Genomic DNA, 25,282 nt, shown 5'->3' on the forward strand with positions numbered 1-25,282 from the left:
TTACGCCTCGACCAGTGCGCGGCTGCGCACGGGCAGGGCATTGCCCACCGCGGCCGCGCGGCGCGCGCCATCGGCGAGTTCCTTCTTCAGCTCTCGCACATAGATGTCGAAGTCGATCTGAATCGTGTGGCGCGGCGAGTTGTAGTAGCGCTCGGCGCGTTCGGCCTCCGCCTTGGCGACCGCCGCGTTCATGTCCGCCTGCGACGGGAACCGGTAGTTGCCCGAAAGATACGCCGCGACCAGCTTGGACTGCTGCTCGGCGAAGTTCACCAGCGTCGGCATCGGCTGGGCCAGACCGAGATAGAAGAGATTGTCGACATCCGGCTTGAGCATCTGACGCCACAGCGGCAGCTTGTTGCTCTCGTCGGGCCGCAACACCGGATCGGTGAAGAACGGGAAACTGATGTGGTAGCCGGTGGCGCACACCACCACGTCCACCTCTTCGGTGGAGCCGTCCGCGAAGTGCACGACCTTGCCGTCCAGCTTGGTGATGGCGGGCTTGAAATCGATATCGCCGCAACCGACCTTGTGCAGGAACTCCTCACTGGCCGACGGATGCGCCTCGAAGGGCAGGTGATCCGGCTTGGGCAGGCCGTAATCCTCCATGCGGCCGCGGTTCTTGACCACGAAGCGCTGCTTGAGCTTGAGCGCCAGCTTCGGCGGCATCCAGGCCGGTACCACCTGGGTGTCGCCGACCTTGCCGCCGACGTACTTGGGCAGCACCCACACGCCGCGGCGGGCCGAGACCCACAGCTTCTCGGCGATGAACTTCTGCGACAGCTCGCAGGCGACGTCCAGACCCGAATTACCCATGCCCACCACGACGATTCGCTTGCCGCGCATATCGATCGGGTCGAAGGGGTCATTGTAGGAGTGCGAGTGGATCAGGGTGCCGTCGAACTCGCCCGGGTAGTCGGGGGTGCGCGGATCCCAGTGGTGGCCGTTGGCCACGATCAGGGCGTCGTAGGTCTCGACCGTGCCCTGGTCGGTGGTGACCGTCCATAGGCCGTCGGCGCCACGCTCGGCCCCGGTCACCTTGTGGTTGAACCGGATTCGGTCGCGGATGCCGAAGTGGTCGACGTAATCCTTGAAGTACTGGTGCAACTGGCTGTGGTGCGGGAAGTCCGGCCACTCGTCGGGCGCCGGGAAGTCCTCGAACTGCAGACGGAACTTGGAGGTGTCGATGTGCAGGCTCTGGTAGCACGCCGACATGCCGTTCGGGTTCTTGTAGTACCAGTTGCCGCCCACCTCGTCGGAGGCTTCGTAGCAGTCGAAGGGGATGCCGTATTCGGCCATGCGCTTCGCGGCGGTGATGCCCGACGGGCCCGCGCCGATGATGGCGACCCGGGGTAGCTCGCGGTTCTGTGCGGATTTCGCAGCCAATTCACTCTCCTGATTCGGCGACGGGTCTGACGAGCCCTGCCGGACGTGACGTGCCACACACGCTAACACTCACTAGACACTGTGTCTAGTGAGTTAACTTGCGTCTATCATTCAACGGTGACCCGATCCGATGTAGACCACCCCGAAACCCCGCGGCGCACCTCGCTGCGCGACGAACAGAAGCGGCTCACCCGCAGCCGGCTCATCGACGCCGCCAAGCAGCTGTTCACCGAGCAGGGCTACGCGCCGGTCCGCGTCGACGACATCGCCGCCGCCGTCGGCTGCAGCCGCGCCACCTTCTACCTGCACTTCACCGGGAAACCGGACGTGCTGCGGGCCATCGCCGAACAGGGCACGCTGCCCAGCGTCCGGAACTTCTACGAGGACCTCGACCACGTGCTCGACACCGGCTCGCGAGAGGAATTCGCGGCATGGATGCGCCGGGCCATCGACTGGTTCCAGGAGTACAAGGACCTGCTCCCCGCCTGGGACGAGGCCACCACCCTCGAACCCGAATTCCGCGAAGTGGCCAAGGAAGGCATCATGTCGCTGCCCAGCGTCATGAGCTCCTACCTGTCACGCTGGCCCGCCGACCGCCAGGAGGAGGCGCGCCTGCGCGTCGAACTCCTGGTCGCCCAGCTGGAACGCTTCTTCACCCGCTGGGCCATGCAGGGCACCATCGACGTCTCGGCCGACGAGGCCGCGGCCGTCCTCACCGATATCTGGTTCCCGGCGCTCCAGACGCCGAAGGACTAATTCGAGACCGGCGTGACGCGGGCGCGATCCAATTCCCAGAACGCGCGCAGCGCGATGATCTTCCCGTCCGCGTTCACGCGATAGACGGCCACCAGATCCACCTCGACGCTCACCTCGGGGCGCGTACTGCGAATGGTTCCGGTGAAGGCGGCCTCGTCGCCGCAGGCGAAGGAATCGGCCCAGGTGAATTCGATCCGGCTGGGCTCGATCGCCAGATCCCAGAACGCCGCGATGGCGGCGTGCCCCGCGTGCCCCTCCCCCACCGGGTCGTAGGGCGAGATCCCGACCGGATCCTCCACGCGCGCGTCGTCGGAGAACAATGCCAGCCACTCGTCCCTGCGCTTGGCGCGCACCGCCGCCTGCGAGGCGAGTCCGGCACGGCGAGCGGGGTGTTCGAGCGACATCCCGTCATCTTGACCGCCACGCGCGCGGACCGAACCGGCAAATTCCGGTGAGCGGGATATCGAGTGCGCGGAAAGACGTCGGGCCGACGTCCGAAGACGTCGGCCCGAAATCTGAAATAGAATTGTTTTAGAGATCAGCGGGAGAACGCGGAACCGCTGTAACCCAGACCCGCGCCCTGATCGGTCGGCTGGGTGCTGTTGACCAGCGCCTGGCACTGCTCGACCGTCTGACCCGACTGGATGCAGGCCGTCCACGGGTCGTAGATCGTGGGGAAATCGGCGGCGGCGGTGGCGGCCGGGCCGGCGATACCGCCCGCGATCACTGCGGCGACGACAAGCTTCTTCACGTGGGAATCCTCCAGAGTCTTTACCGAATTGCGGTAAAGGTTGCCACGCGAATCCGAAAATCACCAAGCGGTACGGGAATTCGGCGTGGGAATTAGGGCAGAACCCCTAATCCCCACGGGACGGAAGGGACCGATCAGGCAACTCGGACGTCGGTCGCCGAGATGTCGGTCGTCAAGGATTCGACGGCCGCGTCATAGCGATCGGCGAGCAGGCGCACCACCGACGGGTGCACGCCGATCGGCTCGGCGACGCCGTCCGCGCCCGCCTCGTGCAGGCGCTGATGGAACAGGCCGTGCGCGAGCAGGTACGAGGCCACGAAGACACGGCGCGCGCCCGCGGCCCGGACCCGGGCCACCACCTCGGGGACCTTGGGCTCGCCGGTGGCGATGTAGGCCAGGTGGGCGGGCGTGCCGACCCGCTCGGAGAGCAGGTTCGCGGCCCGCTGCACATCCTGGCGCGCCCGGGCGTCCGAGGAACCCGCGGCGGCGAAGACCACCGCGTCCCCCGGCCGCCAGCCCGCCGCTCGCAGCCGCAGGTGCATGACCTCGGCCAGCGCCGGGTCCGGACCCATGGCCTGGGTGACCGCGACCGCGTCGTGCGCACTCGCGGCCACCTCTCGCGGCACATCCTGATACACGTGATAGCCCGAGGCCAGGAAGGCCGGAACCACCACGGCGGGAACCGGATCCAGATCCCGCAACACCTCGGCCGGGGACGGGCCCAGCACATCCACGAACGCGGTCCGCACCTGCGGCGCGGCCGTGATCGCCATTTCACGCAACGATGCCGATGCGGCCCCGAAATCGGCACCGGCACCTGTCCCGGACAGCCGGGCCGCGTGCGCGAGCGCCGACGCGCCCAGCTCCCGCGCGACCGCCTCGGCCAGCTCGGCGATCATCTCCACACCGCGCGCGCTGCGGGTGCCGTGGGCGACCAGCACCAGCGCGGGGGCGCTCACCACGCACCCCGCGGCGGACGGACGGCCCCCGAACCCGGCAGGGCGCCGGGAGAGCCGTACGAACGGGGCGGGAATGCCTGCCGTGACACCGAATTCGACTGTGTGGCATTGGTATTCGACGGGCGCGACGCCGACACGGCGCGGGCGGTGGCCGCCGACCGGGCAGACGTGGCCGCCGGACCCGCGACCGGGGTCGCGGGTGTCGCGCTGCCGGGCTGCACCGGAAGACCAACGGGGCGAACATCATTCGCCGGGGATGCCGATCGCACCGGGGCCGCGCCCGGTCGCGCCGCCCCGGTGCCCGGGCCCGCCGGAGCGGGCACCGATCGCAGCGGCGCGGCGACGGATCGCGCCACCGGCGACGGAGCCGCGGCCGGATGTGCTGTGCCGTTGACCGCCGACGGGGCGCCCGGACGGCGGGGACCCGCAGCGGGCGGGGTGTCGGCCATCGGCTGCCGGGTGCCCGGGATCCGCGACTGCGGGATCTCGCGGCGCGTGACCGGACCGTTGCCGCGAGCCGGGCCCGGCTGGCGGGCAACGGGATTCGCGGCTTCATGCGGGTTGTCGATGCACTCGGCCGGGTCCAGGGCGAGGCGGTAGCCGCGCTTGACGACGGTCTGGATGGCCTTGGGGGTGCCCAGGCCCGCTCGCAGGCGGGCGATGGCGGTTTCCACGGCGTGGGTGTCATCGCCGCCGCCGGGGAGGGCGGCGAGCAGATCCTCGCGGGAGACCACGCGGCCCGGCTGCCGGGCCAGCGAACGCATGAGCGCCATCGGCGCGGGAGCCAGCTGTCGCACCTGACCGTCCACCACGACGCAGCCGCCGCGAACGCTCAGGACGTGACCGGCGGCTTGAATCCGGTTGGCGCGCCGGGGCAGTTCCTCGGCGACGTGCCGGGCCAGCGCACCCAGGCGGGCTCGGCCGGGGCTCGTGGTGGGCACGCCCAGTTCCTCCAGCGGCGCGGCCGTGATCGGGCCGACGCAGGCGGGCAGCACCCGGGTCCGGAAGGCGTGCAGTACCGCCTCCAGCAGACCGGTTTCCTTGGCGCGCATGAGAAGTGAGGCCACAGCCGGGGCGCTGGTGAAGGTCACGCAGTCCAGTCCGGCCGTGACGATCCCCTCGATGAGGCGATCCATCGGGGTGCGGTCGTCCGGCGGGATCCACCGGTACACCGGCACCGGAACCACGTCGGCTCCGGCGCAGCGCAGCACCTCGCAGAAATCGGGGACAGGCTCCCATTCGGTGGTCGCGCCGTGCAGCTGCACCGCGATCCGCACCCCCTCGACGCCCTGCGCCAGCAGGTGATCGAGCACCTCGGCACTGGATTCCGAAGCGGGAGACCATTCTTCGCGCAGCTCGGCCGCGCGGATCGCGCCCTTGGCCTTGGGACCGCGGGCCAGCATACGGGTCGAGGCCAGCGTGGAGCGCAGCTCCTCGGCCAGCCCCCAGCCCTCCGCGGCCTCCATCCAGCCGCGGAAACCGATGCCGGTGGTGGCGACCGCGATCTGCGGCGGGTCGGCGACCAGCTGTCGCGTCACCCGCTCCAGCTCGTTGTCGTCGGCCAGCGGAATGATCCGGATGGCCGGGGCGGAAACGACATTCGCGCCCCGGCGGGCCAGCAGGGTGCCGAGTTCGTCGGCACGCCGGGCAGCCGTGATGCCGACCGTGAAACCGGCCAGCGGAGTACCGCCGTCGACCTCGGTCATGCGGTACCGCCGACGAATTGCACCGGGTCGTTCGACACCGCGACCACGCCGTCCTCCACGCGCACCGCGTAGACCGGCAGGGAGATGGCGTCGTCGTCCAGGCAGCGTCCGTCGATCAGCGAGAACGCCTGCTTGAGCAGCGGGGACGCCACGACGGGCACGCCGCCGCGGTCGCCGACCAGGCCGCGCGACATGACCGCCGCGCGCCCGAACGGATCGATATTGCCGACGGCGAACAGCGTGCCGTCGGTGGTGAGGAACAGCGCCGCCTGGCGGCCGCCCTTCAGCAGCACCGCCACGCCGCGGCCGGGAATCAGATAGTCCTGCCGGCAGGCCTGGGTCCACCCCGAGGTGGTGGTGACTGCGGTGCCGGGTGTGTCGATCACGGTCATCGGTAACTCTCCTCCGAACGCCTTACCTATTGGTACCGGCGCCCTGTTTCCAAGTCGTTAAGCAGTCATTTCCCGTGCGTGGCGGGTTCTGTGGCCTGGGCCGCACCGACCGGAAGCTCCGGGATGCCGAGCAGGACGGGCACCTTGCGCTCGCCGCTCTCGTCGAAGCCGATGGTCGGGTCCGACTCCTCGGGGGCGTTGACGAAGGACACGAAGCGCGACAGCTTGCCCTCGTCCTCGAGCACGGCGGCCCACTCGTCCTTGTAGCCGTCCACGTGCTTGGCCATGGCGGCCTCCAGGTCGGCGGCGATACCCAGGCTGTCCTCGCAGACGACGGCCTTGAGGTAGTCGATGCCGCCCTCCAGGGCCTCCTGCCACGGCGCGGTGCGCTGCAGGCGGTCCGCGGTGCGGATGTAGAACATCAGGTAGCGGTCGATGTACTTGATCAGCGTCTCGTCGTCGAGCTCACCGGCCAGCAGCACCGCGTGCTTCGGGGTCAGACCGCCGTTGCCGCCGACGTACAGGTTCCAGCCGTTCTCGGTGGCGATGACGCCGACGTCCTTGCCGCGGGCCTCCGCGCACTCACGCGCGCAACCCGACACGGCCAGCTTCAGCTTGTGCGGGGAACGCAAACCGCGGTAACGCTTTTCGAGCAGCACGGCCATGCCGACCGAGTCCTGCTGGCCGTAACGGCACCAGGTCGATCCGACGCAGGACTTCACCGTGCGCAGCGACTTGCCGTAGGCGTGACCGGACTCCATGCCCACGTCCACCAGGCGCTTCCAGATCAGCGGCAGCTGTTCGACGCGGGCGCCGAACAGGTCGATGCGCTGACCGCCGGTGACCTTCACGTACAGGTCGAATTCCTTGGCGATCTCACCGATGGTGATGAGCTGGTCGGCGGTCACCTCACCGCCGGGCATCCGCGGGACGACCGAGTAGGTGCCGTTCTTCTGCAGGTTGGCCAGGAAGTGGTCGTTGGTGTCCTGCAGCGAGGCCTGCTCGCCGTCGAGGATGTGATCGCTCGAGGTGGAGGCCAGGATGGAGGCCACCGTCGGCTTGCAGATGTCGCAGCCGGTGCCCTTGCCGTACTTGGCGATCAGGCCCGAGAAGGTGCGGACCCCGGTCGACTGGATGATGTGGAACAGCTCCGCGCGCGACTGCGAGAAGTGCTCGCACAGCGACTTGGAGACCTCCACACCCGACTGCTCCAGCAGCTTCTTGAGCATGGGAACACAACCGCCGCAGGAGGTTCCGGCATTGGTGCAGCTCTTGATGGCCGGGACGTCGCAGGCGCCGTCGGCGATCGCGCCGCAGATGGAGCCCTTCGAGACGTTGTTGCAGGAGCAGATCTGCGCGTCGTCGGGCAGCGCGTCCGCGCCCAGTTCCGCACCGGCCGGGGAGATCAGCGCGGCCGGATCGGCGGGCAGCGGGCGGCCGACCAGCGGACGCAGCGCCGAGTACTGGGTGGCGTCACCGACCAGGATGCCGCCGAGCAGGGTCTGCGCGTCGTCGGAGACGACCAGCTTGGCGTAGGTGCCCTTGGCGGCGTCGTGCAGCACCACCGACAGCGCGCCCTCGGTCTTGGCGTGCGCGTCACCGAAGGAGGCCACGTCCACGCCGAGCAGCTTCAGCTTGGTCGACATGTCCGCGCCCGGGAACTCGCCCTCACCGCCGAGCAGGCGGTCCGCGACCACCTCGGCGGTGCTGTACCCCGGGGCCACCAGGCCGTAGCAGACGCCCTCGACCGCGGCGACCTCACCGATGGCATAGATGCTCGGGTCCGAGGTGCGCAGGCCCAGGTCGGTGATGACACCGCCGCGCGGGCCGACCTCGATGCCGGCGGCCTTGGCGATCTCGTCGCGGGGACGCACACCGGCGGCGAAAACCACCAGGGCGGCCCGCAATTCGCTCTCGTCGGACAGCGTGACGGTCAGCTTCTCCGCCGGCGGGGCCGCGTCGTCGGATGCGATCGAGGCGGTGCCGACACCGGTGTGCACGCTCAGGCCGAGCTCGGTGACCAGCTTCTCCAGGATCGCGCCGCCGCCCTCGTCGACCTGGGCGGGCATCAGCCAGTTGTTGTACTCGACCACGTGCGGGGTCATGCCCAGCAGGCGCAGCGCGTTGGCCGCCTCCAGACCGAGCAGACCGCCGCCGACCACCACGCCGACCGCGCCCGGACCGGCCGCCTCGGCGGTCGCCCGGATGCCGTCGAGATCCTCGAGGGTGCGGTAGACGTAGCAGCCCTCGACGTCGGCGCCCGGCACCGGCGGCACCCAGGCGTAGGAGCCGGTCGCGAGAACCAGTGCGTCGTAACCGATCACGTCGCCGGTGGAGGTGGTCACCTTGCGGGCGGCCTTGTCGATGCTGTCGGCGCGCACGCCCAGCCGTACCTCGACCAGGTCGTCGCCCTCGTAGCCATTGCCGGGCAGCGCCAGCGCGGAGGTCTCCCAGATGCCGACGTAGGAGGACAGTCCGACGCGGTCGTAGGCGGCCAGCTTCTCCTCGCTGAGCACGATGACCTGCCAGGTCCCGGCTTCGTCGCGGGAGCGCAGGGCCTCCACGAAGCGGTGTCCGACCATGCCGTGGCCGACGACGATCGCGGTTTTGCGTTCGATGCTGTGGGTCATGACGGTGTCCCTTTCGAGCTGGACTGGTCAGGCGCGAGCCGACGGAGTGGACGAGGCGGTGGTGGACGCACTATCGGTTGCGGCGGAGCCGGATTCGGCCTCGAGGACCAGGGCCTCCGCCTCGACGACGACATCGGCGTCAGCGGTATCGCTGGACAGCGCCCGCAGGCTCGGGCGGCGCATGAAGACCGCCCAGCAGACCAGGCCGCACAGCACGTAGAAGGCCATGAAGACCCAGAAGGCGGTGGTCGCGGACTTGGTGGAGGCGTAGGAGGTGCGCAGCATCAGGTTGATGCCGACGCCGCCCAGCGCGCCGATCGCGCCGACGAAGCCGATCAGCGCACCCGAGGTGTTGCGGGCCCACGCCGCGCGGCTGGCCGAATCACCTTCCAGGGAACGGGATTTGGCCTCGAACACCGAAGGGATGATCTTGGTGACCGCACCGTTGCCGATACCGGAGATGACGAACAGCGCGGTGAAACCGACGATCATGGCCACCAGCACGCCGCCCTTCGGGTGCCCGGCGTGATCGCCCATGGTGGACGACACCGCGACCACCACGGCCGCGAGCGTCATGGCCACGAAGGTGTACAGCGTGACCTTGCTGCCGCCGATCCGGTCGGCCCACTTACCGCCGTACGGGCGGGCCAGCGAACCCAGCAGCGGGCCGATGAAGGCGATCTGCGCGGCGTGCAGCGCGGCGGCGGAGACACTCGCGCCACCGGCCTTGAAGGTGATCTGCAGGACCTGGCCGAAAGCGAAGCTGTAGCCGATGAACGAACCGAAGGTGCCGATGTAGAGGAAGGCGATCGCCCAGGACTGCGGGACGCGCAGCGCCTTGAGCATGTAGGACAGGTCGGCCTTCTGGTTCTTGACGTTGTCCATGTACAGCGCCGCACCCACCGCGGCCACCGCGATCAGCACCAGGTACACCGCGCATACCACCGAGGCGTTGCCGTAGTGGTTGCCCAGCGTGGCGATGACCGCCAGGCCGATCAGCTGCACCACCGGAACGCCGATATTGCCGCCACCCGCGTTCATGCCCAACGCCCAGCCCTTGAGCCGCTGCGGGAAGAACACGTTGATGTTGGACATCGACGAGGAGAAGTTGCCGCCGCCCAGGCCCGCGAAGGCCGCCACGATCAGGAACGTCGTGTAGGAGGTGCCCGGCTGGTTGACGAAGTACAGCGTCAGCAGCGTCGGGATCAGCAGCAGCAGCGCGGACACGATGGTCCAGTTGCGGCCGCCGAACTTCGCGGTCAGCACGGTGTAGGGGATCCGCATGAAGCCGCCGACCAGGGTCGGCACCGCGCCCAGGAAGAACTTGCCGGCCGGATCGATGTGGAAGACGTCGGTCGGCATGAACAGCACCATGACCGACCAGATCGACCACACCGAGAACCCGATGTGCTCGGCGAAGACCGACCAGATCAGATTGCGGCGCGCGATGTCCTTACCACCGGCTTCCCAAGCCACGACATCCTCGGCATCCCAATGCTCGATGTCGCGCTTGCGGGTCAGCGTCGTCAACAAGAGGCCCTCCTGAAATCTGGATGGCCCCAAGGTAGAAAACGGGTATTGCGCCCGTGCTGCGCGAAATGTCCGGCAAATCAACGGTTGCTCACGAATTCCGGGTTTACGGCGTGAGATCCGGCCTTATGTTTCGCCTATGTGACACAAGGGTTTCCGGCGGTCACGAAACGCCTGAAAACGAGTTTTCGAGCCGTGAGGTGAGAGCCTTGCCACACAGCATGGCCCCAACCTCACGACTCGGCAACTCGAACAGTGAAATTCCGGCTAGTTCCCGGTGACCGCTAGTTCCAGCTGTCTTCCAGGAAACGCGGCTTGCACGCGACCCACGCGCCGGCCATCAGAATCAGCACCGCCACCGTGAGGAAGGCGAACGGCACCGGCCAGCCGCCGGTCATGGTGTGCAGCGTGCCGAACAGCAGCGGGCCCACGCACGCCACCGAGTAGCCGACACCCTGGGTGAAACCGGACAGCGCGGCCGAACCGGCGCCGGTGCGGGTCCGCAGGTTGATCAGCGTCAGCGCCATCGGGAAGGTCGACGGGCCCAGGCCCAGCGCCAGCACCCACACCAGCGGGGCGCTCATCGGCGCGAACAGCAGGCCGCCGAAGCCGATGAAGAAGAACACCGCGCAGCCGATCACCACCGGGAACGGATTGGCGATGCGGCCCACCACGATCGGCGCGCTCAAGGCCGCGACCAGGCCGATCAGCGCGAAGATGCCGACCATCGAGCCGCCGAACGCCGCGTCCGCGCCCGCGTCGCCGAAGATCGTCGGCAGCCAGGTGAACATCGAATAGGTGATCAGCGAGGTCATGCCGAACATGAAGGCCATGCCCCAGGCCAGCGGCGAGCGCCACACCTTGCCGGTGGACTCGACCGCGTCCGCGGGCAGCTCGGTGGTGTCGAACCGGGCGTTCGCGCGGCGGGTGCGCAGCACCGCGATCCACGGCAGCGCGGCGGCGAAGGCCAGCGCGGCCCACATGCCCAGCGACAACCGCCAGCCGTGCGCGTCCGCGATCGGGACCGTGATCAGCGCCGGGAACACCGTGCCCAGCTGCACCATCACGATGTAGACCGAGCTGAGCAGTGCCAGCCGATCCGAGAAGTACCGCTTGACCAGGGGCGGGATCACCACATTGCCGATGCCCATACCGGCCAGCGCGAAGGCCGAGAAGGCCAGCAGCTGCCAGGTGTCGGGCACCAGGGCACGCAGCACCGAGCCGATACCGGTCATGAGCATGGCCGCCAGCGCGGTCATCTCCAGGCCGAATCGGCGCGAGAGCACGGGGGTGAGCAGGCCGCCGAGGGCGAACATGGCGGTCGGCAGCATGCCGAAGACGCCGACCACCGCGGTGGAGTAGCCGATGTCGTCGCCGATGCGGGCGGCCAGCGGGGTGAACGCGGTGACCGCGATCCGCAGGGTCAGCGCCGACATGACGATGGCGACCAGCACCAGCAGGCGGCCCTCGAAGAGAGCGCGCCGGGAGAGTTCGGGCTTCGGCGATTCGAGATGGACGCGCCCCGGCTCGGCAGGGGTACGGGTCATGCCCCGCCCGGGGGCCATCGTCTCATCGATCGTCGCAGTCACCGCGAAATCATAGGATGACCCGATGATGTGATGCAACGAATGTGAGGCAAGGTACGCTGTCCCCCGTGCAACCAGTCCGGCGCACGAGCCTCATCGCCCAGGTGACCGAGCAGCTTCGTGCCGAAATCCGTTCCGGCCGTTGGGCCGTCGGCTCGCGCATCCCCACCGAGCCCGAACTCACCGAACTCACCGGCACCGGCCGCAATACCGTGCGCGAGGCCGTCCAGGCCCTCGTGCACGCCGGCATGCTCGAACGCAGACAGGGCTCGGGCACCTACGTCATCTCGACCTCCACCCTCGGCGGCACCCTCACCGAGTACTTCGCCGACGCCCAGCAGCGCGACGTGCTCGAACTGCGCCAGGCCCTCGACACCACCGCCGCCCGGCTGGCCGCCGCCCGCCGCGACGACAACGACATCGCCGAACTGCGGCGACTGCTCGACGACCGGACCCGGCTGTGGGACAGCGACTTCGACGCCGCCATCGAGGCGGACGTGCAGCTGCACCGCGCCATCGTGGTCGCCAGCCACAACGCGGTGTACCTCGAGTTCTACGACTCGCTGCTGCCGGTGATCGCCGCGGGCATCCGTTTCCGGTCCGCGCGCGAGGGCGAGACCTACCACGACGAGCACGCCGAGCTGGTGGCCGCGGTGATCGACGGCGACCCCGACCGGGCGGCCCGCACGGCCAACTGCTTCCTGGACTCGCTCATGGCTGAATACCGGACGCTCGATAAGAATTTCGGGTAACCGAAGGGTCACCATGCGAATCTGGGCCAAGTGAGCCCGAATTGTCATCTCCGTCATGGAAAAACACCCGGACGTAAAACGGGCTTCCTACGGTTGACGGGACCGCAGATGAGGGCGGTCGCATCAGCCGAGAGGACAACCGCTCATGGCAACAGTTATCGAGCCTACCGAAATCACGTATCAGAAACGCGGGCGCTGGATCGACCGTTGGGAACCCGATAACACCGAATTCTGGGAAAACGGGGGTAAACAGACCGCCCGCAAGAATCTGATCTTCTCGGTATTCGCCGAGAACCTCGGATTCAGCGTCTGGGTGCTCTGGGCCAGCGTCGTCACCGCCATGGGCTCGGCCGGATTCGCCTTCCTGGGCAAGAACAATCCCGACGCCGTGAACAACGCCCTGCTGCTCACCTCCACCCCGACCCTGGTCGGCGCGGCGCTACGGGTGCCCTACACCTTCGCCATTCCCCGCTTCGGCGGCCGCGCGTTCACCGCGTTCAGCGCGGGCATGCTGCTGCTGCCCACCCTGGGCCTGGCCTATTTCATCAACCAGCCCGGCACCCCGATGTGGGTGTTCATGGTGCTGGCCGCCATCGCCGGTGTCGGCGGCGGCAACTTCTCGTCCTCCATGGCGAATATCAACTTCTTCTTCCCCGAGGGTAAGAAGGGCGCGGCCCTGGGCATCAATGCCGCGGGCGGCAATCTCGGTGTGGCACAGACACAATTGTTCGTACCGCTCATCATCACGCTGGGCACGCACATCATGGCCAAGGACGCCGCCGGATACCGCTTCGGCATCACGCTCGCGGTGCTGGTGTGGATTCCGTTCATCCTCGCCGCCCTCTTCGGCGCACTGCGCTACATGGACTCGCTGAGCGGCGCGAAATCCGATGGCACGTCGTACAAGCGGGCGCTGGCCAACCGCCACACCTGGGTGATGGCCATCCTCTACATCGGCACCTTCGGCTCCTTCATCGGCTTCTCCTTCGCCTTCCCGACCCTGCTCAAGGCCAACTTCCCGAGCCTGGCCAAGATCGGGTGGATGAGCACGCTGGGCAACCTGGCCTTCCTCGGCGCCCTGGTCGGATCCTTCAGCCGCCCCTTCGGCGGGTGGATCGCCGACAAGCTCAGCGGCGCGCGGATCACGCTCTACGTCTTCGGCGGCATGGCGTTCGCCACCGCGCTCATCGTGGCGTCGTTGTCCGCCAAGAACTTCCCGCTCTACCTGGCCTCGTTCCTGCTGCTGTTCGTGCTCAGCGGCATCGGCAACGGATCGACCTACCGGATGATCCCGATGATCTTCACCGCGGAAGCGCGGCGGCACGCCTCGGAGACCGGGCAGGACATCGGCGAGGCACTGATCTCGGCCAAACGGCAGGCGGGCGCGGCCATCGGCGTGATCGGCGCGGTCGGCGCGGCGGGCGGCTGGATCCTGCAGCAGGCGCTGCGCCTGTCGAACACCCACTACCACAGCATGAATCCGGCCTTCTGGGGTTACGTGGCGGCCTACCTCGCCATGGGCGCGCTGTGCTGGTGGTTCTACCTGCGGTCCTCGTTCGCCGTCGGCCGGGCGCCCTCGCTCGCCCACGCGAACGTGTAAGACTCCCCAGCCGCCCCTGGGGAACGGAAGGGCCGCACCGGAATTCGTCGCCCGGTGCGGCCCTTCCGCATGCTCTCGCCCGCCCCTAGAGCAGCAGCCGGGTCATGTCCGCGGTGCGGGCCAGACCCGGGAACGCCTCGGGGGTGGAGCGCGGGTGCAGGGCGTGCACGGCCAGCCGGAACATGACCGCGCGCACCAGCATCTGCGGCCACTCGGGCAACTGGGCCCAGCGCTCCATCAGACCGTCGTCCGCGCCGCCCCAGGACAGCGCGTCCACCACGATGACCGCCGCCGCCCACGGCGCGGGACGCCAGTAGGGGGTGATGTCGGTCAGGCCGGGCGCGTAACCGCCGGAGAACAGCACGGTGCCGAACAGATCGCCGTGCACCAGCTGCGGGGGCGTGGTGACCGGCTTGCGCAGGGTCGACAACTGGGTGATCAGGGTCAGGCTGCGGTCGCCGTCCGGCGAAGTGGACGGCAGCATGCCGCCCAGCTTCAGGCTGCGCAGCGGAACCGCTTCCCACGCCGCGCGATCGGCGGCCGCGAACACGTCCACGTCGGCCCACGGCGCGACCGGCTGCGCGGCCAGGAAACGCGGGCGCTCCAGCTGCGCGGTCACCTGGTGCAGCCGCAGCGACAGCGACACGACTTCGTCGTGCCGCGGTTCCGGCACGCCTTCGAGGTAGGTGTCGGCGCGCCACCCGGATACGACATACCGTCCATCGGTGGCCCGTACCGGCCGCGCCAGGCGCAGCCCGTCCACCCGCAGCGTCTCGCGCACCTTCGCCGACCAGGCGGCCCGCGCATGATCGGTCACCGGGCTCAAGACGACATCGCCACACCGCCAGCCGCCATCCCAGTTCCCCAACGGGACCGGCGGTTCCTCGCGCAACCCGAAGGTTGAGCGCACATGCTCAGGAGGTTCCACAACAGTCATCGTCACGCGCGTACGGTACCGCTGGCCAGGTTTTCGCGACCCTCGCCGCGCCGACCGTTCCACACGCCGAAACCATGGTGTGAAACACCGGCGACCGAGGCGTTACCTCCGGGCTCCCGCACCGCCGCCGAACAGGCCCCCGTGCTGCCGCCGAGGGCCCGTCCGCGCGGGCTCAGTAGACCGGCAGGGAGGGGTCGACCTGGTTGGCCCAGGCGATGATTCCGCCCTGCAGGTGGGTGGCATCGGAGAAGCCCGCGTTCTTCAGGGCGGCGAGCGCCTCCGCGGAGCGGATACCGGTCTTGCAGTGCAGCACGATCGGGGTGTTCTGCGGCAGCTCCGACAGCGCCTCACCCGAGAGGATGCGGTCCTTGGGGATCAGGGTCGCGCCCTCGAGCCGGACGATGTCCCATTCCACGGGCTCGCGCACATCGATGATGGCCACGTCCTTGCCCGCGTCCAGCATCTCCTTGAGCTCCCGGGCGGTGATGGTGGAGCCGATGGCCGCGGCCTGGCCCTCCTCCGACACCACGCCGCAGAACGCGTCGTAGTCGATGAGCTCGGTGATGGGCCGGCGCTCCGGATCGCGGCGCAGCTTGATGGTGCGGTAGCTCATGTCCAGTGCGTCGTACACCATGAGCCGCCCGAGCAGCGGGTCGCCGATCCCGGTGATCAGCTTGATCGCCTCGGTCACCATGATCGAGCCGATGGACGCGCACAGCACGCCCAGCACGCCGCCTTCGGCGCAGGACGGGACCATGCCCGGCGGCGGGGCCTCGGGGTAGAGGTCGCGGTAGTTGATGCCCCTCTTCTCACCATCCGGCGTGTCCGGGGCGTCCTCCCAGAAGACCGAGACCTGGCCCTCGAAGCGGTAGATGGAACCCCACACGTACGGCTTGCCCGCCAGCACGGCGGCGTCGTTGACCAGGTAGCGGGTGGCGAAGTTGTCGGTGCCGTCGACGATCAGGTCGTACTGCCGGAACAGCTCGATCGCGTTGTCGGGCTCGAGCCGAATCTTGTGCAGCTCCACCGTGATTCCGGAATTGATCTCCAGAATCGAGTCGCGGGCGCTGTCGGCCTTGGAGCGGCCGATATCGGATTCGCCGTGGATGATCTGCCGCTGCAGGTTCGATGCGTCGACCTCGTCGAACTCGACGATGCCGAGGGTGCCGACACCGGCGGCGGCCAGGTACAGCAGCGCCGGGGAGCCGAGCCCGCCCGCGCCGATCACCAGCACCTTGGCGTTCTTCAAACGTTTCTGACCGTCCACCCCGAGATCCGGGATGATCAGATGGCGGCTGTAGCGGGCGACCTCGTCCCGGGTCAGCTCCGCCGCCGGCTCCACCAAGGGCGGCAGGGAGGGATGCGATGCTGTCACGTGTGCGGACTCCTCAATCGAATTCGCCGGAAACTCGCGGCCATTTCTGCAACACAGCGACCGGGACCGTTCTTCCCCAAGCCTAGTCCCGTTCGAACCGGGGTGATCAGCGGCCGGAATCCGCCGCTGGGAGGGCGGCGGCCGCTCAGGCGCGGGGGTAGGGCCAGGGGTTGAAGCGGCAGGTCTTGCCGTCCATCGGCACCACGCCTTCGGGATCCAGCTTCGCGATGTCGTTGTTCCGGGTTCCGAAGGTCTGCTGCATCATGACCGGGGCCAGCCCGCCGTCGGTCTCGCACGGCTGGTGCTCGTGGTAGCCGAGGGCATGGCCCACTTCGTGATTGATCTGGTACTGCCGATACGAGCCGACATCGCCCTCGAAGGCCGGGGCCCCACGCACCCAGCGCACCTCCGAGAGCACGACGCGGCCCAGTTCGGTGTTGTAGCAGGAGGAGTCGACCGGGATTTCGAAACCGCACGACTTGCGGGTGGTGTCGCGCGAGGTCAGCGAGATGCGGAAGTCCGGGTTGCCGGTGTCGACGCGGCGCAGCGCGAAGCGCGGATCATGGGTCCAGGACTTGGGATTGGCGAGGGTGGCGTCGATCATCTGCGCCACCGCCGCATCACCGCCCAGGGACGCGGTGTCCACCCCGTTCTCGATCTCGACGGAGTAGGTGAAGGCGTGCTGGGTGCCGGTGCCGACCTGAGCGCTGGTACCCGGGATCACCCGCCAGGTGCCCGCGCCGGTGTCGGTGTAGGCCCCGCCGGGCGGGACCGCGCCGGTCGGCAGGTCGACGGCGTACTTGCCGTCGCCCTTGGGCGCGCCGCCGATGATGCGGCCCGGCTTGTCGGTGTACTCGCTCAAGCGACCGAATCCGGGCAGCCCGGCATCGCTGCCACCGGTGTGGCGGAAGGCGTCGACGGCGACCACGACGGTGATCACCAGCAGCACCGGCAGGGCGTAGGCCCGCCAGCCGTAGGTGTTCACGAACCGGCCCAGCGGACTCTGCTTCTTGGTCTCGCGTTCGGGGCGGGGGCGATTGCGGGCGTCGGCGGGCGGGGAGGTGGGGTCCCAGCGGGCGCGCAGCGGCTGATGCGGCAGCGGGCGGTCCTCGGCGGGGAGGTCCGGATCGGGTGGCGCGATGAGCCCAGAAGATACCGACGGGCCGGTCTCCGATGCGCCGTCGTCGTCGTACAAACCGAGCGGATCGTAGATCGGCCCGCTGGGTCTACCCCGTCGCTTGTTGCCGGCGGCCTTCTCGGTCACGCCTGACAGACTCTCACAGCCCGGCCGGTCACCGAGAGCTGCCGTCCCAGCCCGTGATCATTGCTGCGAGATATCTCACGCTAATGCGGCAGACCTCACAAATCGGAACATGTGCTACACAGTTGTGATCGGCCTCGCATAATCAAAGCGAGCATCACGCGACCAATATTCGGAACCTGGATCGGCAGCGGCCCCCTGAGCGCGTATCGTTCGTGGGATACCGGTGAACATCCTTCGCACCGGGAATCAACTGGGAGAAATAGGCAATGACTGACCTCGTGGACCGGATGACATCGCACCGCATGTCATCCGAGGCCATGGCGACGAGCAAGCGCGGCACCCGTCTGCCCCGCGAGGCGCGCCGCGCGCAGCTTCTCGCCGCAGCCAGCGAGGTCTTCGTGCAACGCGGCTATCACGCCGCCGGCATGGATGAGATCTCGCAGTGCGCCGGCGTCAGCAAACCGGTGCTCTACCAGCACTTCTCGAGCAAGCTCGAGCTGTACCTGGCAGTGCTGCAGAACTACGTCGACGTGCTGGTGTCGAGCGTGCGCCAGGCGCTGCGCTCCACCACCGACAACAAGCAGCGCGTGCGCGCCGCCGTCGCCGCGTACTTCGACTTCGTCGACCATGAAACCCAGGGCTTCCGACTGGTTTTCGAATCGGATCTGACCAATGAGCCGCAGGTGCAGCGCCGGGTCGAGCAGGCCACCGAGGCCTGTGTGGACGCGGTGTTCGACCTGGTCGCCCACGACTCCGGTCTGGACCCCTACCGGGCCCGCGTACTCGCGGTCGGCCTGGTCGGCGCCAGCCAGCTCAGCGCCCGGTACTGGCTCGAGGCGGACCGGCCGATTCCCAAGGACGACGCCGTCGACACCACGGTCGCGCTGTGCTGGGGCGGGCTCAAGCACGTTCCGCTGCACCCGATCGATTGAGAGATAACAACTCTCGTTGAATCAAAAAGAATTGGCCCGCCGACTAAGTCGGCGGGCCAATTCTTTTGGCGCGATCTACCGCGTCGCGCGCGGGAAAACTAGACGGCGGCGAAGCCGACACGACCCGAGGACGGAGCGCCGATCTCGACGTAGGCGACCTTCGCGGCCTGGATCAGGAACTTGCGGCCCTTCTCGTCGGTGAGCGCCACGACGCCGCCCTCACCCTGCAGCGCACCGCTGACGAGCGCCTCGACCTCGGCCGGGGTCTGCGAGCTGTTGATGACGAGCTCACGCGGGCTATCCGAAATGCCGATCTTGACCTCCACGGCCAACCTCCGAACCTAGAGTCGTAGTCCTGTCCCGATCACGCTAGCGCAGCCGCGACCGCCATCGGCCCCGACCGCCTGCGCTGATAGCGAAACTCAGCCCAGGCCGAGCACGCGCATGCGCTCGGTGTGGCTGTTCTGCATGTGCTCGAACAGCGTGGCGATGCCGTTCAGGTCGCCGGTCGCGGTGAGCACCAGCTCGGTCAGCTCGTCGCGCTGGGCCATCACGTACTGCGCCTGGGTGATCGCCTCGCCCAGCAGCCGGCGGCCCCACAGCGCCAGCCGGTCGCGCTCGGACCGGTTCTGCGCGACCGCGCCGCGCACCTCCTCGATCACGAACTCGGAGTGGTTGGTCTCGGCCAGCACGTCGCGCACCACGTCGGCGACCTCGGGAGCCAGGGCGCCGGCGATCTCGGTGTAGAAGTCGGCGGCGATGCCGTCACCGACGTAGAACTTGACCATCGACTCCAGCCAGGTGGAGGGGTCGGTGGAGGCGTGATAGGCGTCCAGGGCGCGCACGAAGGGGGCCATGGCGTCGAAGACGTCCCTACCACGGTCGGCGAGGGCGCGTTCCAGGGTCCGGAAATGCTCGGCCTCGTTACCCGCCATCTTGGCGACGGCCACCTTGCCGCGCAGCGTGGGCGACAGCTTGGCCTCTTCGGCGAGACGGTAGAAGGCGGAGATCTCGCCATAGGCGAGGACGGCGAAGAGGTCGGTGACACCCGGGTGTTCGGCGGCGATGAGGTGGCCCGTGGGCTCCGGGGCGGTGGACGAGTTTGCTCCCATGGGTCCCCACCCTAGCCCCAGAAAACGCCGTGCATTCACCCATCGAGGGGCGGGTCGCGAGCGCACTCTCGACTTACTCGAAAAGCATTGCGCCACAGAGTTGTTCACAACCCGCCGGTGCCGTTCACAACCCGCCGGGCCTCGATCAGGCCAGGTCGCGCAGGAACTTGTCCAGATAGGTCCACGTGGTGTCACGGGCGAGGAGAATGCCGAGGTGCGAGCCGGGTGCGGTCTCGTACCGCACATCCGGCGATCCGGTCAGGGTCTTCGTTCCGTGCTCCACGGCGGCGGCCGCGGTGATCGCGTCCTGCGGTCCGCCGACCAGCAGCACCGGCTGGGTGACCTCGGCCAGCGCGATCGCGCGCTCGCCCAGCCGCAGCCCGCCCTGGCCGATGTCGTTGTTGAGGATGAAGCGACCCCACAGCTGGTTGTAGAACCGTCCCGGATACCCGGGCAGCGAATTCTGGAACCGGTCGATGGTCTCCATCCGGGCCAGGGTCGCGGTGTCGGCGATATTGCTCGCGATGAAGAGCGGGCGCTCGAGTTCCCGGTTCCAGGCGGTGGCCCGGTAGGCGAACCGGGTGATCTGCGCCGAGACGCCGCCGAGGGCGCGGATCGCGGTGGTCGCGGTGCGGCCGCCGTCGAGGCGGGCCAGGGAGCGGAGCTCGCGCGCGCCGAACATGTGGTCGTAGCTCAGGGGCGCGCCCACCGCGGTGATCGAGCGGATGGGCAGCGTCTGGTCGGCCGCGGCGGTCAGGAGGGCCAGCACTCCGCCGATGGACCAGCCCACCAGGTCCACCGGGCGGCCGCCGCGATCGGCGGACACCTGGCGGATGGCCTCGGGCAGGATGTCGTCGATCCAGGTCTCGAACCCCATGCGGCGGTCGTCGAAGGTGATGTCGCCGTAGTCGACCAGGTAGGGGGCGCGGCCGGAGTCCAGGAGGAACCGGGCCAGGCTCTGGTCGGGGCGCAGGTCGAAGCAGAAGGCGGGCGCGGCCAGCGGCGGCACCAGCAGCACGGCCGGATCGTCGGGGCCCGCGCCGTCGTAGCGGCGCAGTTCGCGGTGCGGCGCGTCGGACAGCACCGTCGAGGGGGTGGGGTCGGGGGCCTCGATGCCGTCGCCGAACGTCAGGGCCCACGCGTTGCGCGCTGCGGTTGTCACGGTGTCTGCCAAGCTCACGGCACCACCATGACAGATAGTGGTACACGACGTATCACACATGTGAGCAACTCAACTGCCGGTCGCGCGGTCCACACCCGCTCTCGGACCGAATTATGGTGCGCCGCAATCATTAACGCTACTGCGAAACCCCGGATCAGACCCGTATCGGATATCGATAAGCGCGCCTACCAGCGTAATAATGCCGCACATCGGCGGTGGCGGAAAACAGGGCGAAGGTCGTATCACGCTACAATCTCCGCGGACGGTGGAAATTCATACCCGCCAGTCCATGGAAAATGTGCGCGCACTCCGATCCGCAGCACTGCACCGCCGCGCCAGGTCGACGCCCATCCCCGGGACAGGCATCCCAGCAGCGGCGAGAAACCGGATCTAGTGGTCGTCGCGGGCCGTCCGGGTCCGCCCCACGCCTCGTGCGCGCGAGACGCGATAAACGAGGAAAGGCAAGAACCTGAGCAAGATCACCGTAGAGCAGGAACCGGGTGTGGCGGACACGCTGCTGACCGCGGAACTCGACGACACCCACCTCGCTCCCACTTTCGCCGAATTGGGCGTGCGCCCCGAAATCGTCCGGGCCCTCGCCGACATCGGCATCGAACGCACTTTCGCCATTCAGGAACTCACCCTGCCGCTCGCGCTGGCCGGTGAGGATCTCATCGGCCAGGCCCGCACCGGTATGGGTAAGACCTTCGGTTTCGGTGTGCCGCTGCTGAACCGGATCGCCACCGCCGGCTCCGGCACCAAGACCCTCGACGGCACCCCGCGCGCCCTGATCATCGTTCCGACCCGCGAGCTCTGCATGCAGGTCACCGAGGATCTGGAGAACGCCAGCAAGTACCTGAAGGACGACCAGGGCACCCCGGTCCGCGTGACCGCCATCTACGGCGGCCGCCCCTACGACACCCAGATCGCGGCGCTGCGCGCCGGCGTCGACGTGGTCGTCGGCACCCCGGGCCGCCTGCTGGATCTGGCCCAGCAGAATCACCTGATCCTGGGCAAGGTGGAGGTGCTCGTCCTCGACGAGGCCGACGAAATGCTCGACCTGGGCTTCCTGCCCGATATCGAGCGGATCCTGAACATGGTCCCCGAGCAGCGGCAGACCCTGCTGTTCTCGGCCACCATGCCGGGCCCGATCATCACCCTGGCCCGCACCTTCCTGAGCCGGCCCACCCACATCCGCGCCGAGGAGCACCACGAATCCGCGGTGCACGACCGGATCACCCAGCTGATCTACCGGGCGCACGCGCTCGACAAGAGCGAGCTGGTCGCCCGCATTCTGCAGGCCGAGACCCGCGGCGCGACAATGATTTTCGCGCGCACCAAGCGGACCGCGCAGAAGGTCGCCGACGATCTGGCCGAGCGCGGCTTCGCGGTCGGCGCGGTACACGGCGACCTCGGGCAGATCGCCCGCGAGAAGGCGCTGAAGAAGTTCCGCGAAGGCAAGATCGACGTGCTGGTCGCCACCGACGTGGCCGCCCGCGGCATCGACATCGATGACGTCACCCACGTCGTCAACTACCAGTGCCCCGAGGACGAGAAGACCTACGTGCACCGCATCGGCCGCACCGGCCGCGCGGGCAAGACCGGCGTCGCGGTCACCCTGGTCGACTGGGACGAGCTGAACCGCTGGGCCATGATCGACAAGGCCCTGGGCCTCGGCATTCCGGAACCGGCGGAGACCTACTCCCGCTCCCCGCACCTGTACGAGGAGCTCGGCATCCCGCAGGGCGTCACCGGCACCGTGCGCAAGAGCCCGGCCCCGCGCGACGAGGACGCCGTCGTCGTCGAACGCGAACGCCGCGCGCCCCGTGAACGCAATCGCCGGCGCACCCGTGGCGGCCGTGCCGAGGGTGACGCGGCTCCGGCCGCCACCACCACCGAAACCGTTGCCGCCGAGACGGATTCGACCACCGGCGACCCGGAGAAGACCGGCCGCCGTCGGCGCCGCCGCCGTCGCGGCAAGGGCGGCGCGAACGGAGCGGAGGCCACCGGCACGGTCCAGGCCACCACCTCGGTGGAGACCGAAGCCGCCGGTGAACCGGCGGGCGAGGCAGCCGCCGAGGGCGGCCGCAACCGCCGACGCAACCGCCGCGGGCGGGGTTCGGCCGACTCCGGCGCGAGCACCGTCGCCACCGAGGTCGCGGCCACCACCGTCGACGCGCCTCCGGCCACGTCGGCTCCCGTCGTGGCGCAGGACCAGGCTCCCGCGGCGGTCGCGACGGCCGATTCCGGTGCGGACGCGCCCCCGACGGCGGCTTCGCGCAAGCGCACTCGTGGCGCCAAGGCGGCCGCGCCGGTGGCCGACGAGCATTCGGCGAGCGCCGAGGTCGTGGCGGTCGAGGCCGCGTCGCAGGATGCGGAAGCGCCGCGCAAGCGCGTCCGCCGCAAGGCCACGGCCGAGGCCGGTTCGGTGGCTGCCACCGACAGCGCCGCGGCGGACCCGAAGCCCGAGACCGCCGGGGCCGCCGAGACGGCGCCCGAGACCGCGGCACCGCGCAAGCGGTCCACTCGGACCAAGGCCACCACCGAATCCGCCACCGGCGCAAACGGTTCCGCCGTCGCGGCGGACGCCGCGGTAGCGGCCGAGGCCAAGGATGATTCGGGCGAGGTCGCCATGGCCGCGCCGAAGAAGCGGGCGAGCCGCGCCAAGGCCGCTGTCGAGGTGGTCGCGGAGGACTCCGCCGAGGCTCCGAAGAGCGCGCCGCGCAAGCGCACTCGCAAGGCCGCGGCCGAGACCGCCGCTGTCGTCGACGCCGTCGCGGCGGACGAGGCGCCGAAGAAGGCGCCGGCCAAGCGGACTCGCAAGGTCGCCGCCGCTGCCGCCGACACCCAGGCCGAATCCGCCGACAGCACGACGGAACCGGCTGCCAACGGCAAGGCGAAGTCCACCGCCGCGAAGGCCGCGCCCGCCAAGGCCAAGACCGCGACGAAGAAGGCCTCCGCCGCGACCGGTGAGGTCGTGGCCGAGGCGGAGGCGCCGAAGAAGCGGGTTCGCAAGGCCGTGAAGGCGGCGGCGACGTCCGAGGTCGAGGCCGTCGAGCCGGGTACCGCGACAAGCGGTTCCACGGCGGCCCCGGTGAAGCGGACGCGTCGCAAGAAGACCGAGGACGGGGCGGAGGGCGCCGTCACGGTGGCCGACACCGCGGTCGCGGCCTCGGCCTAGTCGGGCGGATCGGCTACTCTCGCTGTCGTGCTCGCACCCGAGCGGCGGACGCGCGCCGATATTCTCACTGCTGTCGCGATCGCCGCTCTGGTGGCGATCGCGACAGTGGTCGTGGTGCTGACCAGCGGTGTTCGCGGTACCCACGCCAGTACGGCCACCCGCACCCTGCCCGCGCCGATCTCCACCGATCCGGTACCCCAGCAGGTCGCCGAGCTGTGGCATGCCCCCGACGGGGCGACCCAGCGGTCGTTGGTGGTGGGCGGCGTGGCCGTCACCGCCGACGGCGGCACGGTGTCGGGGCGCGATCCCCGCACCGGTGAGCAGGTGTGGACCTACGAGCGGGATCTGCCGCTGTGCGCGGTGGAGGTCCAGTTCGGCACGGTCATCGCCACCTACAAGGATCAGCGCGGATGCAGTCAGACCACACTGCTCAACGCCGAGAACGGCTCTCGGGTGGCGGCCCGGTCCAGCTACATGGACGACAAGATCACGCTGGCCCCCGACAGCACCTACATGCTGGCGCAGGGTCCGCGGCGGCTGGAACTGTGGCGTTCGGACATGGTTCGCACCCTCGAGTACGGCTATGTCGACGCCCCGGTGAACCCGCACACCCAGCCGCGCAGCGGGTGCGCCCTGGTGTCGTCGGCTTCGGCGCCGAGCCGGGTGGCGGTGCTGGAACGCTGCCCGAACGAGGCGGCCGCGCGACTGACCATCCTCAATCCCGCGCCGAAGGACGGCACCACGCCGGAGGAGTACAGCTCGCACGTGCTCACCGAGCCGGGCGGCGCGGTCGACGGGGCGAAGGTGATCGCGGTGTCCGACACCAGGATCGCGCTCTACCTACCCGGAACCCCGTCCACCACACCGGTTCTCGCGCTCTACGACGTGAACGGCAATCTGATTGCCACGCACCAGATGCCGGCGTTCTCCGACACCGCCATGGTGGCGCGGCTGTCGTCGGGCTACTTCGTCTTCACCGGTGAGGCGCTGGTCGCGCTGAACCTCTCCACCCTGGACCCGCTGTGGGGCACCCACAATGTGCTCGGCACCGCCGCGCTGATGTCCGGCCAGCTGATCGCCCCGATCCCGGACGGGCTGGCCATCCTGGATCCCGCCACCGGTGCCCAGCTGTCGCGAATCCCGCTGCAGCGCAGCGACTACCACAAGGAACCCATCTCGCTCGGGGTGTCGGGCACCGTGTTCCTGGAACGCCGCGGCACACAGGTGTACGGAGTCGGCGCCCGCCCCTGAGGCCCTCGTAGGTCACCGCGCCA

Annotated in this window: 19 protein-coding genes and 2 pseudogenes; 6 read left to right on the top strand and 15 right to left on the bottom strand. The window is 69.0% G+C overall.

Features of this window, described 5'->3' with window-relative positions; all coding sequences use genetic code 11:
- A complete protein-coding gene (locus ACQPYY_RS27380; RefSeq protein WP_379094179.1) occupies window positions 1–1,383 on the bottom strand; it encodes a flavin-containing monooxygenase in 1,383 nt (460 codons plus the stop codon).
- 117 nt (window positions 1,384–1,500) lie between these two features.
- Here ACQPYY_RS27380 and ACQPYY_RS27385 point away from each other — a divergent pair, with 117 nt between their 5' ends.
- Entirely contained in the window at window positions 1,501–2,139 is a 639-nt protein-coding gene (locus tag ACQPYY_RS27385; RefSeq protein WP_357283670.1) for a TetR/AcrR family transcriptional regulator, read from the top strand.
- On the opposite strand, the gene ACQPYY_RS27390 is transcribed toward ACQPYY_RS27385, so the two are convergent.
- From ACQPYY_RS27390 to ACQPYY_RS27425, 8 genes and pseudogenes are all read right to left on the bottom strand, one after another.
- Complete coding sequence (locus ACQPYY_RS27390; RefSeq protein WP_433591532.1) at window positions 2,136–2,543, bottom strand: nuclear transport factor 2 family protein; 408 nt, start codon at window positions 2,541–2,543, stop codon at window positions 2,136–2,138. The two genes, ACQPYY_RS27385 and ACQPYY_RS27390, sit on opposite strands and share 4 nt — an antisense overlap.
- A 134-nt stretch (window positions 2,544–2,677) precedes the next feature.
- Window positions 2,678–2,890: a hypothetical protein gene (locus ACQPYY_RS27395; RefSeq protein WP_379094171.1), complete on the bottom strand. Its 213-nt coding sequence runs from the start codon at window positions 2,888–2,890 to the stop codon at window positions 2,678–2,680.
- 134 nt (window positions 2,891–3,024) lie between these two features.
- Window positions 3,025–3,849, bottom strand: a complete 825-nt coding sequence (locus ACQPYY_RS27400; protein WP_433591533.1) for a sirohydrochlorin chelatase — start codon at window positions 3,847–3,849, stop codon at window positions 3,025–3,027.
- Between the two features lie 551 nt (window positions 3,850–4,400).
- A pseudogene (locus tag ACQPYY_RS27405) lies at window positions 4,401–5,555 on the bottom strand (uroporphyrinogen-III synthase); the annotation flags it as partial.
- Window positions 5,552–5,947, bottom strand: coding sequence for a nitrite reductase small subunit NirD (nirD, locus tag ACQPYY_RS27410; protein WP_357283661.1), 396 nt, complete (start codon window positions 5,945–5,947; stop codon window positions 5,552–5,554). The gene nirD and the pseudogene ACQPYY_RS27405, both read right to left, overlap by 4 nt.
- Before the next feature lie 65 nt (window positions 5,948–6,012).
- The gene (gene nirB / locus ACQPYY_RS27415; RefSeq protein WP_379094165.1) at window positions 6,013–8,577 is read right to left on the bottom strand and encodes a nitrite reductase large subunit NirB; all 2,565 of its coding nucleotides are present in this window, start codon (window positions 8,575–8,577) and stop codon (window positions 6,013–6,015) included.
- Between the two features lie 27 nt (window positions 8,578–8,604).
- Window positions 8,605–10,107, bottom strand: a complete 1,503-nt coding sequence (locus ACQPYY_RS27420) for a nitrate/nitrite transporter (RefSeq protein ID WP_433594741.1) — start codon at window positions 10,105–10,107, stop codon at window positions 8,605–8,607.
- Window positions 10,108–10,391: 284 nt separating this feature from the next.
- Window positions 10,392–11,543, bottom strand: coding sequence for an MFS transporter (locus ACQPYY_RS27425; RefSeq protein ID WP_433594742.1), 1,152 nt, complete (start codon window positions 11,541–11,543; stop codon window positions 10,392–10,394).
- Between the two features lie 218 nt (window positions 11,544–11,761).
- Here ACQPYY_RS27425 and ACQPYY_RS27430 point away from each other — a divergent pair, with 218 nt between their 5' ends.
- The gene (locus ACQPYY_RS27430; RefSeq protein WP_379094161.1) at window positions 11,762–12,445 is read left to right on the top strand and encodes a FadR/GntR family transcriptional regulator; all 684 of its coding nucleotides are present in this window, start codon (window positions 11,762–11,764) and stop codon (window positions 12,443–12,445) included.
- Window positions 12,446–12,590: 145 nt separating this feature from the next.
- Window positions 12,591–14,045: an MFS transporter gene (locus tag ACQPYY_RS27435; RefSeq protein ID WP_433591534.1), complete on the top strand. Its 1,455-nt coding sequence runs from the start codon at window positions 12,591–12,593 to the stop codon at window positions 14,043–14,045.
- 85 nt (window positions 14,046–14,130) lie between these two features.
- Here the strand turns inward: ACQPYY_RS27435 and ACQPYY_RS27440 are convergent, their stop codons facing one another.
- The 3 genes from ACQPYY_RS27440 to ACQPYY_RS27450 form a co-directional block, all read right to left on the bottom strand.
- Window positions 14,131–14,982 carry a TIGR02569 family protein gene (locus tag ACQPYY_RS27440; protein ID WP_433594743.1) on the bottom strand — a complete coding sequence of 284 codons (852 nt, stop codon included), beginning with the start codon at window positions 14,980–14,982 and terminating at the stop codon, window positions 14,131–14,133.
- A gap of 172 nt (window positions 14,983–15,154) precedes the next feature.
- Window positions 15,155–16,357: an adenylyltransferase/sulfurtransferase MoeZ gene (gene moeZ / locus ACQPYY_RS27445; protein WP_433591535.1), complete on the bottom strand. Its 1,203-nt coding sequence runs from the start codon at window positions 16,355–16,357 to the stop codon at window positions 15,155–15,157.
- Window positions 16,358–16,502: 145 nt separating this feature from the next.
- A complete protein-coding gene (locus tag ACQPYY_RS27450) occupies window positions 16,503–17,498 on the bottom strand; it encodes a DUF3152 domain-containing protein (protein WP_433594744.1) in 996 nt (331 codons plus the stop codon).
- 389 nt (window positions 17,499–17,887) lie between these two features.
- Here ACQPYY_RS27450 and ACQPYY_RS27455 point away from each other — a divergent pair, with 389 nt between their 5' ends.
- On the top strand, window positions 17,888–18,553 hold the full coding sequence (locus ACQPYY_RS27455) for a TetR/AcrR family transcriptional regulator (RefSeq protein ID WP_357283651.1): 666 nt from the start codon (window positions 17,888–17,890) through the stop codon (window positions 18,551–18,553).
- A 98-nt stretch (window positions 18,554–18,651) separates the two neighbouring features.
- On the opposite strand, the gene ACQPYY_RS27460 is transcribed toward ACQPYY_RS27455, so the two are convergent.
- From ACQPYY_RS27460 to ACQPYY_RS27470, 3 genes are all read right to left on the bottom strand, one after another.
- Window positions 18,652–18,879 (bottom strand): DUF3107 domain-containing protein, encoded by a 228-nt coding sequence (locus ACQPYY_RS27460; protein WP_213559758.1) that lies wholly within the window; start codon window positions 18,877–18,879, stop codon window positions 18,652–18,654.
- 96 nt (window positions 18,880–18,975) lie between these two features.
- Complete coding sequence (locus ACQPYY_RS27465) at window positions 18,976–19,665, bottom strand: ferritin-like fold-containing protein (RefSeq protein ID WP_433591536.1); 690 nt, start codon at window positions 19,663–19,665, stop codon at window positions 18,976–18,978.
- Window positions 19,666–19,810: 145 nt separating this feature from the next.
- Window positions 19,811–20,845 carry an alpha/beta fold hydrolase gene (locus tag ACQPYY_RS27470; RefSeq protein ID WP_433591537.1) on the bottom strand — a complete coding sequence of 345 codons (1,035 nt, stop codon included), beginning with the start codon at window positions 20,843–20,845 and terminating at the stop codon, window positions 19,811–19,813.
- A gap of 484 nt (window positions 20,846–21,329) precedes the next feature.
- Between ACQPYY_RS27470 and ACQPYY_RS27475 the strand changes: the two are divergent.
- Window positions 21,330–22,832, top strand: a pseudogene (locus ACQPYY_RS27475) (DEAD/DEAH box helicase); the annotation flags it as partial.
- Window positions 22,833–24,035: 1,203 nt separating this feature from the next.
- The gene (locus tag ACQPYY_RS27480; protein ID WP_433591538.1) at window positions 24,036–25,259 is read left to right on the top strand and encodes an Rv3212 family protein; all 1,224 of its coding nucleotides are present in this window, start codon (window positions 24,036–24,038) and stop codon (window positions 25,257–25,259) included.
- Window positions 25,260–25,282: the final 23 nt, after the last annotated feature.

The organism is Nocardia sp. CA-145437 (genome assembly GCF_050956485.1).
GTDB lineage: Bacteria > Actinomycetota > Actinomycetes > Mycobacteriales > Mycobacteriaceae > Nocardia.